Below are 13,859 nucleotides of genomic sequence, written 5' to 3'. Positions count from 1 at the left end.
TTTCTACTCCTTTTAATTTACTGATTTTAGTGAAACGAGTTGATAGTTTATTGTAGTTTTTCCGTTCTCCCACTCTAGCTTCAATATCGTTGCACTTCCAATTCTTTCTTCATTTGATTTATATAAAGGCAATATTTCTTGAATTGTAAATAAGTGATAACCATCCAATATTAATTGAAATATATTTTCTTCAATATGTAATCTTACTTCTTTTTCATTTGAAATAATTTTTGTGTGCATCTCAAATTTCATGATAGATACAACCCCTTTTTATAATCTCTACATTTTAATAGTATAGTGGCTATGCAAGATTGACAAGTACATACACAGCAAAGTACACACTTTTCTATGGTTATATGTTTTATGTATTTTATATAAAATACGGTATGTGAAATTTTATATTTTCTCCAAAATAAAAATGCCTATTGTGACATCTTTATTTTTGTATAAAGTCTTTCATTACATAATATAAAACGGTAATTAAAACGATTGCGACGAAAAATGAGAACACTGCGACAATGTACCCATCTTTATTTAATAAAATACAGAATGAAATAGATATTATAAAAATCGGAAATACGAGACGTACTTTATCCTTCACTTCTTCTGTCGTATCTGTATGATGAAAATACTGCGTTATCCCTATCATTAAAGAAGACAAAATAATAACCGACAATAGTAAAGGTCCTGGCATTCCGATTTCTCCTTTCTCTATTTCTAATTCAGTGTAAAATTTTTTATTACAATTGTACGATTCATTTTTTCTTCAAACACTCTTTTTAGAATTGATAATGAACAATTCACACCTATATAATAGCGCTTTTATCATTATAACTTCAAATAATTACACTTACAGTAATGTTGTAATATTCCCCCTCAGTCTCTGAAATCCTGCAAAGATAACTCGTCAAAATATGCGGTGACCAAATTAATATTTACCGTCAACTTTTGACAAAATTTATAAAGGACATTTCAGTACATATCAAGAATTAAGAATAAGAAGATATGTAAGGGAGGATGCATTATGACTGAACAAGTTTTATTTTCTGTTAGTGAAAACGGCGTTGCGACAATTACTTTAAACCGTCCAAAAGCACTTAATTCTTTATCTTATGACATGTTACAACCTATCGGACAAAAACTTAAAGAGTGGGAACACGATGAGCGTATTGCACTTATCGTGTTAAAAGGAGCTGGCACAAAAGGTTTTTGTGCAGGCGGCGACATTAAAACTCTTTATGAAGCGCGTTCCAATGAAGTGGCATTGCAACATGCAGAACGTTTTTTTGAAGAAGAGTATGAAATTGATACATATATTTATCAATATACAAAACCGATTATTGCTTGTTTAGATGGAATTGTAATGGGCGGTGGTGTCGGTCTTACAAATGGTGCGAAGTATCGCATTGTAACTGAGGGTACGAAATGGGCAATGCCAGAGATGAATATCGGCTTCTTCCCAGACGTCGGAGCTGCATATTTCTTAAATAAAGCGCCTGGATATACAGGACGATTCGTTGCTTTAACAGCATCTATTTTAAAAGCTTCTGACGTATTATTTATTAATGCTGCTGATTACTTTATGACATCTGATTCATTACCAAAGTTTCTTACTGAACTTGAAAGTGTAAATTGGCATAAAGAAGATGATGTACATACTAATTTAAAAGAAGTTATTCGTACATTTGCAACTGCTCCAAACTTAGAAAGCGAGCTCGCTCCTTCATTAGAAGTAATCAATTCACATTTTGCTTTCGATACAATTGAAGAAATCATCCATTCATTGGAGAAAGATGAAAGTTCCTTTGCTCTAAAAACGAAAGAAACACTGTTATCAAAATCCCCTATTTCACTAAAAGTAACATTAAAACAGTTTATTGATGGAAAAGATAAATCCGTTGAAGAATGTTTCGCTACGGACCTTATACTTGCTAAAAATTTCATGAGACATGAAGATTTCTTCGAAGGAGTACGCTCCGTTGTCGTTGATAAAGATCAAAATCCGAATTATAAATATAAACAGTTAAGTGACGTTTCAGAAGAAGATGTGAATCGTTTCTTTAACTTACTTAATGCATAAAATGAAATTGTCATGAGGGGATGTTTTGTTCATCCCCTACCTAACTTCTTTGCTTCAGCTAAATCTTGTGCGGTGAAAATCTTACTACCCGCAAATAGCGGTATAAAATCGAAGCTATATAGTAGTGTAATTACAGCTACTATATAGCCTTTTTTATTTAATTATTTTTAACAAAATTTAATTTTATTAAATCCATTTTTGTGCTACACTATTTTTAATCAAATATTCTAAAAATAAAAAGGAGGGGCGGCTATGATAGAAAATTATCTTCTTTTCATCATTATGTCTATTTGCCTTATCATTTTACCTGGTCCAGATACAGCAATGGCTACGAAAAATACATTGGCTGCTGGTAAAGTCGGTGGAGTGAAAACAGTGTTTGGTACATGTATTGCACTATTAATTCATACTTTAGCTGCTGTAATTGGTCTTTCTGCACTTATTGTAAAGTCAGCTCTATTATTTTCTATTTTCAAGTACGTTGGGGCTCTCTATTTAATTTATATCGGTATTAAAGCCCTTTTAGCAGTAAGAAACAAAGAAAACTTAGATACAAATGATCTATCTTTGAATAATGAAAACGAACATACTTCTTGCTTTCGCCAAGGATTTCTTACAAATTTATTAAACCCTAAAGTTGCAGTCTTCTTTTTAACTTTTTTACCGCAATTTTTAAATCCAAATCATAATACATTTATTCAACTTCTTGTAATGGGCCTTACTTACCTCGTTTTAACAGTCATTTGGTTTGCATTTTATATATTTTTAATTGATAAAATTAGTGCTTTTATGAAAAAACCGAAGACGCAACGTTATATTCAAGGGCTAACAGGAGTCGTCCTAATTGGATTTGGTATTAAACTAGCTTTTGAAAAAAATAATTAACAAGACGAAAACCACCACTATTAATAGTGGTGGTTTCATTTAATAACTGATTTGGTTATTTACTCTATATTAAAACCAGCGCTCAGTTACATTTGGTATTAAACTAGCTTTTGAAAAAAATAATTAACAAGACGAAACTATTAATAGTGGTGGTTTCATTTAATAACTGATTTGGTTATTTACTCTATATTAAAACCAGCGCTCAGTTACAACTTTTTTACGTGTATAGAATTGAACGCCATCTGTACCATTTGTACCTAAATCACCAAAGAATGAAGCTTTATTTCCTGCAAATGCGAAGAATGCCATTGGTGCTGGAACGTTTACATTTACACCGATCATACCAGCATCGATGTTATCACGGAACGTTTGGGCATGTTTACCGTTTGACGTATAAATAACTGCACCATTTGCAAATTTAGATTGATTTGTTAGTTTAATACCTTCTTCTAAATCTTTAACTCGTACAATGCTTAATACTGGAGCAAAAATCTCATCTTGCCAAATTTTCATTTCTTGATTCACGCCATCAAAGATTGTCGCACCTACAAAGTAACCTTCTCCAACTTCTTCATTAATTTTACGGCCATCTACTAATAAAGTTGCCCCATCTGCTACACCGCTATTAATATAGCCTAAAACGCGCTCTTTATGAGATTCACGGATTAATGGTCCAACATAGTTATCTTCGTTAAAGCCATCGCCTACTTTTAATTTTTTCGTTTCTGCTACTAATACATCAATGAATTCATCAGCAATTTCATCCACTACTGCTACTACTGAGCATGCCATGCAGCGCTCTCCACTACTTGCAAATGCAGATCCAATTACACCTTGTACTGTTTTCTCAAGATTGCAATCTGGCATTACAATCGCATGGTTTTTCGCACCTGCTAACGCTTGTACACGTTTTCCGTGTTTCGTACCTGTTTCATATACGTAACGAGCTACCGGCTCAGAGCCAACGAACGAAACAGCCTGAATATCTTTATTTTCTAAAATGCTATTTACAACATCTTTTCCGCCTTGTACTAAATTTAATACGCCTTTTGGGAAACCTGCTTCATAGAATAATTCTACAAGTCGCTCCGCTAAAAGTGGCGTTCTTTCAGATGTTTTTAATACGAATGTATTACCGCAAGCAATTGCAAGTGGGAACATCCATAACGGAATCATCATCGGGAAGTTAAACGGCGTAATACCAGCAACAACTCCGATTGGGTAGCGCCAAATTGATCCATCAATTCCGCTAGCAATATTCGGAAGCGCTTGTCCCATCATTAAATTAGGTGCCGATGTGGCAAGTTCTACCGCTTCAATACCACGCTGTACTTCACCTGTTGCATCCGTTAGCGTCTTACCATTTTCTAGCGTAATGATTTTTGCAAGCTCATCTTTGTTTTCTTGTAATAGCTGTAAATATTTATATAAATTTCTTGAACGATTCGGAACTGGTACTTTAGACCATGTTTCGAATGCTGCTTTTGCCGCTTCAACAGCTTTTTCAACATCCTCTTTTGGAGATAGTGGAACGTAAGCGATAATTTTTCCAGTCGCTGGATTTGGAACTGCTTCTACTTCCGTACCTGTCGATTCAACCCACTCACCGTTAATGTGATTTTTCACTCGTTTAATTTCAGTTGTAATCATTGTATTCTCTCCTTTGTATAATTTATTTTTGATTAGAAATTAATTGCTCGCTAACTTTCTTATATAAAGCAGCCATATCGTTTTCACCATATCCAGCTTGACTCGCTTCGTCATATATATTTAATAACATTTCGCTTACCGGTAAATGGAGTTCGCTTTCCTTAGCTAAGTCAACTGCAAACCCTAAATCTTTCTTCAATAAGTTCACAGTAAATCCTGGCTCGTAGTTTTCAGGTGCTATAAAACTTTTAAAATTACGTTCATAAATTCTGCTTTGGCCGTAACTTACATTTAAAATATCAAACATTTTATCTAAATCCATATTGTTCTTTTTCGCTAATGTTAAAGCTTCACTTACACCAGCTGTATAAAAACCAATTAATAAGTTATTAATTAACTTAACAGTTGTACCACTATCAATCTGCTCACTAACATGGAAAATGTTCGCGCCTAGAACGCCCATGATAGATTCCGTTTTCTCATATACCTCTTTTGATCCACCAACCATAAACGTTAATGTACGATTTTCGGCTCCAATTACACCGCCGCTCACAGGTGCTGCTAAAAAGTTTACTTTCTTTTCCTTTGCAGCTTCCTCTAATTGTTTGTTTAACTGCGGCGATACCGTACTTGTATCAATGAAAACTACATTCAAGTGACCATTTTCAAATAATCCTTCTGCTCCAAAATATACCGCTTCAACAGCGCGAGGTGAAGGTAAACTTGTAAAAACTACATCACATGTTTCTGCTAGTTTTGAGATTGATAGACCGATAATTCCGCCTTCTTTTTCAAAGGACGCTTCTGCCTCTTTATTTAAGTCCACGCCATATACTGTGTAACCTGATTTAGCTAGATTTTTTGACATCGGAAGACCCATGTTACCTAAACCGATAAAACCAATCTTTTTCATATCACTTTCCTCCTATTTACACAATATATTTCCCGCGATTTATAATAGCTTTCGCAATTTCTCTCTTCTTCGTAAATACGTTCGTGTATAAAGGTACTAATAATTGACGGATTTCAGCTAAAATCACATGTCTATCTTGTTCTTCTGTGACAGCCGCCGAAAGTACAGAAATCGCTGCTTCTTCTACTTTACGGTATCCTTCTTCACAAATAACATCCGTTATGAGTTGCTTCGTACGTTCTTTTTCCTCACCATTTTTACTTACCGCTTTTCTCGTACGTAAAAACGCTGATTCCATGACGTACACGTCCGTCAACATATTTGAAATTACACGTGAATATTCTTGTTCTTGGTCAATTTTTAGGCCTGGAGTTTTAGAGAGCGTTTTCAAAGATTGTTTCAACAATTTTTTCGCTAATAAAATGTAACGAGGGTTTCTTCCTACATTTGCTACATCACTTTCTACTTCAGTATCTTCTAATTGTTCGATTTGCTTGATTAACATTTTGGCAACTGTTAATCTATTAATTTCGTTCGTTCCTTCAAAAATACGACTAATTCTAGCATCACGATATAATCGTTCTACCTCATACTCTTGCATATAACCGTAACCACCATGAATTTGTACAGCTTCATCTACGATATAAGCAAGTGTTTCAGAAGCATTTACTTTATTCAGTGCACATTCAATTGCAAATTGGGACATTTTCTTCATAAGATCTTCATCGCTCTCATGAATTGCTTCATCGATTACACCTGCCGTACGATAAGCTGCACTTTCTGCTCCATATGTAGCAATGATCATATTTGCAATTTTCTCTTGAATCATCGTAAAGTCTACTAATTCCGTTTGGAACTGTTTTCGCTCTTTTCCATATTGAACCGACAAACCAATTGCTTGTTTTGCTGTTCCAATATTTCCAAAAGCAAGTTTAAGTCTAGCAAAGTTAAGAATATTAAGGGCTACGTGATGCCCTTTCCCAACTTCCCCTAAAACATTTTCAGCAGGGATGACAACATCTTCTAAAATAAGAGTCGCTGTTGAAGAACCTTTAATCCCCATTTTCTTTTCTTCTAATCCAATAGATACACCTTCACATGTTCTTTCGACAATAAATGCTGTCATTCCTTTATTTGTCTTCGCAAAAACAACGTATACATCTGCCATATGAGCATTTGTAATCCATTGCTTCTCACCATTTAACTTCCAAGCTGTTCCCTCTTCATTCAATACGGCGCTTGTTTTTGCACTTAATGCATCCGAACCAGCATTTGGCTCAGTTAAAGCATAAGCACCAATCCATTCTCCCGATGCGATTTTCGGTAAATATTTTTCTTTTTGCTCTTTCGTTCCATAATATATGTAAGGCAATGTACCGACACCAGCGTGTATATTAAAAGAAACGCTAAACGCACCAGCGTAACCCATTTTCTCTGCTACAAGACCTGAGACAGCCTTTCCTAACTCGAACCCACCATAATCTTCTGGTACCTCAATGCCTAATAATCCAAGTTCCCCAGCTTTCTCAAATAATTGACGAGAAACTTTATAGTTATGTTGTTCAATATTCTCCATTTGTGGAACAATTTCTTGTTTAACGAATTGTTCTGTCGTTTTTGCGATTAAATCTTCATCACCTGAAAAATCTTCTGGTGTAAAGTAAGTATGATTTATACCTTTATTAAGTGAAAAAAATTCATCCCATGGTAACTTCGTTTTTTCCATATGTATCCCCCTATCATTCGGCTTTCATAGCTTTTTGCTTATGCTCGTCTACGATGAGTGGAATATCTTTTTTTGAAAATAGAAGGCGATGATTTTTCACATCAAGCATTTTATTTTGCCAAAGATGTATTTTCATCGCCTTCGCTGCTTTATCTATTGATCTTCTGATAATACTGTTTTTGCAATACCAGTATCTAACTCTTCAAAGTCATGATATGAAATTGTTTCGTATAATTCACTTCTCGTTTGCATATTAGAAAGTGCATCTTTTTGAGAACCTGTTTCTTTAATTAAAGCAAACACATTTTCATACGCTTTCGCTGCAACGCGAAGTGAAGTTACAGGATAAATAACCATTTGGAAACCCATATTCGCAAATTCCTCTGCACTATAATATGGAGTTTTTCCGAATTCAGTCATATTCGCAAGCAAAGGTGCATTTACCTTACTATTAAATAGACGGAATTCTTCCTCTGATTGAAGCGCTTCAGGGAAAATTGCGTCTGCACCTGCTTTTACATATGCATTTGCTCTTTCAATTGCTTCATCTAATCCTTCAACGCCACGAGCATCAGTACGTGCTACAATGTATAAGCTCGGTGCAACTTCTTTAATCGCTTTAATTTTTTGAACCAATTCTTCTGTAGTAACAAGTTTCTTACCATTTAAATGCCCACATTTTTTTGGTAATTGCTGATCTTCAATTTGGACAGCTGCTACTTTCGCTTCCACCATTTCTACAGCTGTTCTCGCCACATTTAGTACACCACCAAATCCTGTATCAATGTCAACAAGAACAGGTAAATCTGTAGCTCTTACTAAATCTCTTGCTCTCTCAGCCACTTCAGTAGACGTCACGATACCTAAATCTGGTAAGCCTTTACTTGCAGTATAAGCAGCTCCTGATAAATAAAGAGCTGAAAAACCTGTATTTTTTGCAACTAAAGCCGCCATTGCATCATGAGCACCTGGAATTTGCAAAATTTCATTTGCTTCTACTAAAGCTCGGAATCGATTCGCAAGCTCCTCTTGTGTTGACTGCTTTTTCACAACCCAAGCCATTCTAAATTCCCCCTATTATTAAATTAAGAATAGATCTACAAATTCATTTACATTCATATTTTCTAGCTTTTCTTCATTTAAACAAACTTCATGAATTTGTTCTTGTTGCTTACTAGAATAATGACCTGCCATATTTGCAGTGAATTTTTGAACAACTTTTGGAATTGCTTCGTCTCTACGGAAACGGTGACCAAGTGGATATTCACATTCCACATTTTCTGTTACTGTGCCATCTTTAAAGTGAACTTGAACAGCGTTGGCGATTGAGCGCTTGTTCGGGTCAAGGTAATCTAAACTGTACTGTTTGTTTTCAACAACAACCATCTTATTACGTAATTCGTCTACACGTGGATCGTTTGCTACTGCATCTTCATAATCGTCTGCAACGATATCTCCTTTTAATAAACCAATTGCCGTAATGTATTGTAAGCAATGATCACGATCAGCTGGGTTATTTAATGGGCCTTCTTTATCAATAATACGAATTGCTGATTCATGAGTCGTAATTGTAATGCGGTCAATTTCATCCAATCTCTCTTTAATTTCCGGATGCAACTTCACTGCACATTCTGCAGCTGTTTGTGCATGGAATTCTGCTGGATATGACACTTTAAATAATACATTTTCCATTACATATGACTCTAGTGGTCTTGCTAATTTTAATTCTTGTTTATTGAATAATACATCTTGGAATCCCCATCCTGGCGCAGATAATGCTGTTGGATAACCCATTTCACCTTTTAGAGCAGTCATTGCAAGATGAACACCGCGGCTCGTTGCGTCACCTGCAGCCCATGATTTACGTGAGCCCGTATTTGGAGCATGACGATATGTACGAAGACTAGAATTATCAATCCACGCATGTGATAATGCATTAAAGATTTCTTCACGTGTTCCGCCAAGCATTTTCGCAACTACTGCAGTTGTTGCTACTTTTACATATAATACATGGTCAAGACCAACTCTGTTTAAGCTGTTTTCTAAAGCAAGCACGCCTTGAATTTCATGTGCTTTAATCATCATTTCTAATACTTCACGTACTTTTAAAGCTTCTTTTCCTTCTGAAATGCGAACACGGCTAATATAATCTGCGACCGCTAAAATTCCGCCTAGGTTATCAGATGGATGTCCCCACTCTGCTGCAAGCCAAGTATCGTTATAGTCTAACCAACGGATCATACATCCGATATTAAATGCACCTTTTACTGGATCTAGTACATAAGACGTACCTGGTACACGTGTACCATTTGGCACGACTGTTCCTGGCACAACTGGTCCTAATAATTTCGTACATTCTGGATATTGTAGTGCTAAAATTCCACATCCAAGTGTATCAAGTAATACGTAACGAGCTGTACTGAATGCTTCTGCACTAGTAACCTCTTTATTTAATACATAATCCGTAATCTCTTCTAATAATGCATCTTTTTGCTTAATTTCATTTGTTTTAATCATGCTATCCTTCCCTTTCTGTCGAAAATTCGTTATTATTAATGATGGGTGTCGGTCAAACACCCATCTGGCGGGCGGCGCTAACAACTCCCCAGTTGTTCTTATTTACTAAGTACATGTCGCTCGCCAATATAATTTACACGTGGACGGAACAAACGATTATTTGCATGTTGCTCAATAACGTGCGCACATAATCCCACTGTTCTAGAGCTAAAGAAGATTGGTGTGTAAAGTTGAATTGGAATACCTAGCATCCAATATACTGGAGCTGCATAATAATCAAGATTTGGATAAATTCCTTTTTCCTTTTCCATAATCTTTTCTCCAGCTTCACACATTTCATATAGTGTATAATCACCTTTTACATCACATAACTGTTTTAAAGCTTCCTTCATCATAAGTGCTCTTGGATCCATCTTCTTCATATAAACACGGTGTCCAAAGCCCATAATCTTTTCTTTGTTATATAGTTTCTTCTGTAATAACTCTTCAAATTTCTCAACATTACCAGCTTCTAAAAGCATGTACATAACCGCTTCATTTGCACCGCCATGTAAACTTCCTTTTAAAGATGCAACTGCACCTGTTAAAGCACCGTATAAATCTGATTGTGTTGATGCAATAACGCGCGCTGTAAATGTAGAGTTTGGCATTTCATGCTCACTATATAAAACAAGGGAACGATCAAAGATCTTCTCCTCAAGTTCAGTTGGTTTTTTACCAGTTAACATATAGAAGAAATTCGCACTATAAGATAATTCTTTAAGAGGTTCAATTGGCTCCTCATTATTTAAAATATGATAGCTATTCGCTACAATGTTTGGCACTTTACTTAACAGCTTGTACCCTCGGCTTTTATTCACTTCTAACGAGCGGTTTTCGATATCATTATCGTAACCAGCTAACGCTGACACACCTGTACGTAATCCATCCATAGGATGCGTCTCTTTAGGCAATGCTTTTAGTACGTTGAATACACCTTCTGGTACTGCATATTCTTCTTTTAATTTCTTTTCAAGTGTTGCTTTTTCATCTTCATTCGGTAGATGTTCCTCCAATAAAAGGTGCACAATGTCTAAATACTCTTTTGTTTTTGAGAGTTCGATTAAGTCATACCCTTGAATTACAATTTCACCTTTTACTGTGTCAAGAAACGAGATTTTCGTCTCCGCTGCCACTATACCATCTAATCCCGGGGAAAATTTTTCTTCAGCTTTCATCATTATTTCCTCCAATCCTAATAGATCTTCGTGCACATAACTGTAAGCCTTTACAATATTGTGAAACTACATTTCTATTTCAATGTATCAGAGTTTTTAGAAGATTTCAATTTATTTTATAATGATAAGTTTCCTACACTTTTCTTACTGTAACAATACAATTTTTTGAAAATAATTCTTATATTTTATAAAGAAAGAATAGACTTTTTTGCGTATTTTCAAAAACAAGATATAAAGATTTTTCATATAACACCGCCAAATATACAATTATTCTAATTTTATTTGAGAAATAAAAAAAACGAGCTGTACATAAATACAGCTCGTTGCTATATGATATTTATTTCACTATCTCTTAAATATAATTTTTATATAAAACTTATTCATTTTTAATAAAGTTATTATTTTACATAATTAAATTGAATTTCTTCCATTTCCTCATGATAACTTACAAATAAATCATAGTTTTGAAAATACCAAAGATCATCAGAATCTACAAAAAATATAATACCTTCCTTCTCAACTGACACTATTTCCCCATCTGGTTTCTCAGCAACAACCCCTAAAGAATATCCGGGCTGAATTGAACTATCCCCTCCGTACCTTACAGTAAAACGTACAGATTCACCGTGCTTTATACGTAATTCTTCCTGGAACCATTGCAGAGCTTTACGATCAATTGAAATTCTCATCTTTATTCCTCCAGTTTACGCAAACTCTTTTTTTCCTAATCGTTGTTTTACAAAGAAGACGAAAATGATTAAGGCTATTAATGCCGAAATTGCACTCCCTGAAAATAAAATACGATAACCAAACATTTGTGAAACAACTCCAAGTAAAATAGCACCTAACCCGATTCCTAAATCAAACGCTGTAAAAAATGAAGCATTTGCAACTCCTCTTTTACTCGGATCGACAATTGTAAGCATTGCCGCTTGCAAAGCTGGCTGCGCTGAACCAAATCCAATACCGTATAATGTTGCTGCGATAATTACACCTAACAAACCATTTGAAATAGTTAAAACAACTATAGCTAAAATAGTAATACATAATGCTGGGAGTATGATGAATACTTCTCCATACTTATCTAATAGTTTCCCTGAAATTGGTCTTACAATTGTTAATGCAATTGCATATACAAGAAAGAAAGTTCCTGGATTCACATGAATTGATGATGCAAATAACGGTAAAAAGGTTGTTATTCCTCCATATGCAAACGATAAAAAGAATACTACAATCGTGATTGTTAATACAGATTTCTCAAATAGCTGAATTTTCCCTTTTTCTTTTTGTGGCGTAAATGGCATCTTCGTTATTAGTGATAATACGACTGCCATAAAAGATAACAACGTCGCTAATAAAAATAGACCATGAAATGAATAATTTTGTACAACCCATAGTCCAATCATTGGTCCGATCGCCATTGCAATTGTCATCGCCATCCCGTACCAGCCCATACCTTCACCACGGCGTGAATCTGGAATAATATCCGTTATTGCTGTTCCAACAGCTGTTGTAGAAACAGCCCATGTTACTCCGTGAATAACACGTAAAACAGCTAAAAGGACAATAGTCGATGCTATATTATAGGAATACATCGTTAATCCAAAAAAGATGAGTCCGAAAATAATAAAGGATCTTCTACCATATTGATCTAACATTCCTCCAATAATCGGTCGTATTACAACAGCAGCTATTGTAAACATTCCCATCATGAGTCCAACTTGCGATTCATTGCCACCTATCTCTTTAATAAAGAGCGGGAGCGTTGGAACAAGTAAATAAAATCCTGTAAATAAAAATAACATTGCGAAAGTCATTTGAATAAATGATTTCGTCCATAATCGTTCCATAAAAATACCTCCATACACTCGTAAAATATTACGATTAACACCCTCATTGTACATTTTTTTTATCTCTTTTCCCTCCGCAAATAGACGTATCTTTTCATATTAAATAGTCCACCATCAGCTTACATTAGTCTTAAGACTTTGTACGCATGTTTTAAACGAAAGTCCTATATATGTGCCTTTATATGTGTGAAAAGAATATACTAATTTATTATCACAACTTAGGAGTGAATATTTCATGTGGGTATTATTAAGAGTAACTGCCGTAGTTCCTTCGACTCCTGGAATACATGTTCCTGCAGTTCATACAGCTAGCTCCGATGTAGGAATTGAACTTCCCGCAACTTGGCAGCAATATCAAATTCCCGGTCAAGTTACCCCATCATTTTGGCATCATGGTACACACCCCAGTAGTACTCCCATTCATAGCCATAGTTATCCTCCACTACCTCCGACTCAAGTCTTTTATCATTTCCCTTCAATTTTTTTTCAAAATTTTTATGGTACGTTTAACATTTAATAGCTATCACTGTATTACCCCTACATTTTAATAAGGCGAACCTTTAATCCAGTTTCAACATAAAAAGTCGAATTCCTTAAATAAGAAATTCGACTTTTTAATTGTTTTCCAAACTAAAGTAACCGTTAAAGAAAGACATTTATTAAAGATTTGAATATAATTCCCACTCATTTAATGGTTTATGTAATCCATCACAGTTAGTCCCTTTCCGGGATAACCCGCACGTACAATCATTTCTCTCTTTACGTTATATTTCACATAAACTACATTCACTCTTTTTCTATCCAGCCCTTAACATTACATTTTCTGTAGCAAAATGAAAAGAGCACTTAAGATTGTAAATTCCTACAAATCTTAAGTGCTCTTTTGAAAACTTTTCTATAAATTTTTCTTATTGTCCATTATTGGCAGGAACCTCTCCTGCATTTCCACCATTATTTGGTTGTACTGTTGCAGGTGGGGTTGGAGTTCCTTGACCTCCATTATTATTCGCTGGAGGTGTCG

The 13,859-nt window shown here is 35.1% G+C and carries 14 protein-coding genes; 3 read left to right on the top strand and 11 right to left on the bottom strand.

The genetic code is table 11. The features are described 5' to 3' along the window. Positions 1-12: 12 nt before the first annotated feature. Both DN400_RS21815 and DN400_RS21810 read right to left on the bottom strand, forming a co-directional pair. On the bottom strand, positions 13-252 hold the full coding sequence (locus DN400_RS21815; protein ID WP_000667344.1) for a DUF2584 family protein: 240 nt from the start codon (positions 250-252) through the stop codon (positions 13-15). Positions 253-436: 184 nt separating this feature from the next. Then, entirely contained in the window at positions 437-694 is a 258-nt protein-coding gene (locus DN400_RS21810) for a hypothetical protein (RefSeq protein ID WP_001119409.1), read from the bottom strand. A gap of 330 nt (positions 695-1,024) precedes the next feature. Here DN400_RS21810 and DN400_RS21805 point away from each other — a divergent pair, with 330 nt between their 5' ends. Together DN400_RS21805 and DN400_RS21800 are read left to right on the top strand one after the other, a co-directional pair. Beyond that, positions 1,025-2,080, top strand: coding sequence for an enoyl-CoA hydratase/isomerase family protein (locus DN400_RS21805; RefSeq protein WP_147801922.1), 1,056 nt, complete (start codon positions 1,025-1,027; stop codon positions 2,078-2,080). Positions 2,081-2,332: 252 nt separating this feature from the next. Further along, positions 2,333-2,965: a LysE family translocator gene (locus DN400_RS21800; protein ID WP_000572345.1), complete on the top strand. Its 633-nt coding sequence runs from the start codon at positions 2,333-2,335 to the stop codon at positions 2,963-2,965. 189 nt (positions 2,966-3,154) lie between these two features. Here DN400_RS21800 and DN400_RS21795 read toward each other — a convergent pair whose 3' ends face one another. The 9 genes from DN400_RS21795 to DN400_RS21760 all read right to left on the bottom strand — a co-directional run bounded on the left by DN400_RS21795 (position 3,155) and on the right by DN400_RS21760 (position 12,838). Then, entirely contained in the window at positions 3,155-4,615 is a 1,461-nt protein-coding gene (locus tag DN400_RS21795; RefSeq protein ID WP_000633339.1) for a CoA-acylating methylmalonate-semialdehyde dehydrogenase, read from the bottom strand. 22 nt (positions 4,616-4,637) lie between these two features. Next, positions 4,638-5,528: an NAD(P)-dependent oxidoreductase gene (locus DN400_RS21790; protein ID WP_000719399.1), complete on the bottom strand. Its 891-nt coding sequence runs from the start codon at positions 5,526-5,528 to the stop codon at positions 4,638-4,640. 16 nt (positions 5,529-5,544) lie between these two features. After that, positions 5,545-7,254, bottom strand: a complete 1,710-nt coding sequence (locus tag DN400_RS21785) for an acyl-CoA dehydrogenase family protein (RefSeq protein WP_147801921.1) — start codon at positions 7,252-7,254, stop codon at positions 5,545-5,547. Between the two features lie 13 nt (positions 7,255-7,267). Next, positions 7,268-7,390: a hypothetical protein gene (locus DN400_RS29990; protein ID WP_000690878.1), complete on the bottom strand. Its 123-nt coding sequence runs from the start codon at positions 7,388-7,390 to the stop codon at positions 7,268-7,270. Between the two features lie 17 nt (positions 7,391-7,407). Then, a complete protein-coding gene (gene prpB, locus DN400_RS21780) occupies positions 7,408-8,316 on the bottom strand; it encodes a methylisocitrate lyase (RefSeq protein WP_000312639.1) in 909 nt (302 codons plus the stop codon). Between the two features lie 18 nt (positions 8,317-8,334). Next, the gene (gene prpD / locus DN400_RS21775) at positions 8,335-9,771 is read right to left on the bottom strand and encodes a 2-methylcitrate dehydratase (protein WP_000598139.1); all 1,437 of its coding nucleotides are present in this window, start codon (positions 9,769-9,771) and stop codon (positions 8,335-8,337) included. Between the two features lie 98 nt (positions 9,772-9,869). After that, the gene (mmgD, locus tag DN400_RS21770; RefSeq protein WP_001987369.1) at positions 9,870-10,991 is read right to left on the bottom strand and encodes a citrate synthase; all 1,122 of its coding nucleotides are present in this window, start codon (positions 10,989-10,991) and stop codon (positions 9,870-9,872) included. Positions 10,992-11,386: 395 nt separating this feature from the next. Next, positions 11,387-11,677, bottom strand: a complete 291-nt coding sequence (locus tag DN400_RS21765; RefSeq protein WP_001222842.1) for a HesB/YadR/YfhF family protein — start codon at positions 11,675-11,677, stop codon at positions 11,387-11,389. A gap of 15 nt (positions 11,678-11,692) precedes the next feature. After that, on the bottom strand, positions 11,693-12,838 hold the full coding sequence (locus DN400_RS21760) for an MFS transporter (protein WP_014482022.1): 1,146 nt from the start codon (positions 12,836-12,838) through the stop codon (positions 11,693-11,695). A 235-nt stretch (positions 12,839-13,073) separates the two neighbouring features. Between DN400_RS21760 and DN400_RS21755 the strand changes: the two genes are divergently transcribed. Continuing rightward, on the top strand, positions 13,074-13,355 hold the full coding sequence (locus DN400_RS21755) for a hypothetical protein (RefSeq protein ID WP_000270089.1): 282 nt from the start codon (positions 13,074-13,076) through the stop codon (positions 13,353-13,355). The last annotated feature ends 504 nt before the right edge of the window (positions 13,356-13,859 follow it).

The organism is Bacillus sp. AR8-1, from assembly GCF_008042345.1.
In the GTDB taxonomy this organism is placed as follows: domain Bacteria; phylum Bacillota; class Bacilli; order Bacillales; family Bacillaceae_G; genus Bacillus_A; species Bacillus_A cereus.
The sequence above is the reverse complement of the archived record's forward strand: the minus strand, read 5'-3'. Positions and strand labels throughout refer to the sequence as shown.

Coding starts and splice junctions, on each gene's coding strand:
- DN400_RS21815 (WP_000667344.1), bottom strand. CDS start 252: ATGAAATTTGAGATGCACACAAAAATTATTTCAAATGAAAAAGAAGTA.
- DN400_RS21810 (WP_001119409.1), bottom strand. CDS start 694: ATGCCAGGACCTTTACTATTGTCGGTTATTATTTTGTCTTCTTTAATG.
- DN400_RS21805 (WP_147801922.1), top strand. CDS start 1,025: ATGACTGAACAAGTTTTATTTTCTGTTAGTGAAAACGGCGTTGCGACA.
- DN400_RS21800 (WP_000572345.1), top strand. CDS start 2,333: ATGATAGAAAATTATCTTCTTTTCATCATTATGTCTATTTGCCTTATC.
- DN400_RS21795 (WP_000633339.1), bottom strand. CDS start 4,615: ATGATTACAACTGAAATTAAACGAGTGAAAAATCACATTAACGGTGAG.
- DN400_RS21790 (WP_000719399.1), bottom strand. CDS start 5,528: ATGAAAAAGATTGGTTTTATCGGTTTAGGTAACATGGGTCTTCCGATG.
- DN400_RS21785 (WP_147801921.1), bottom strand. CDS start 7,254: ATGGAAAAAACGAAGTTACCATGGGATGAATTTTTTTCACTTAATAAA.
- DN400_RS29990 (WP_000690878.1), bottom strand. CDS start 7,390: ATGAAAATACATCTTTGGCAAAATAAAATGCTTGATGTGAAAAATCAT.
- prpB (WP_000312639.1), bottom strand. CDS start 8,316: ATGGCTTGGGTTGTGAAAAAGCAGTCAACACAAGAGGAGCTTGCGAAT.
- prpD (WP_000598139.1), bottom strand. CDS start 9,771: ATGATTAAAACAAATGAAATTAAGCAAAAAGATGCATTATTAGAAGAG.
- mmgD (WP_001987369.1), bottom strand. CDS start 10,991: ATGATGAAAGCTGAAGAAAAATTTTCCCCGGGATTAGATGGTATAGTG.
- DN400_RS21765 (WP_001222842.1), bottom strand. CDS start 11,677: ATGAGAATTTCAATTGATCGTAAAGCTCTGCAATGGTTCCAGGAAGAA.
- DN400_RS21760 (WP_014482022.1), bottom strand. CDS start 12,838: ATGGAACGATTATGGACGAAATCATTTATTCAAATGACTTTCGCAATG.
- DN400_RS21755 (WP_000270089.1), top strand. CDS start 13,074: ATGTGGGTATTATTAAGAGTAACTGCCGTAGTTCCTTCGACTCCTGGA.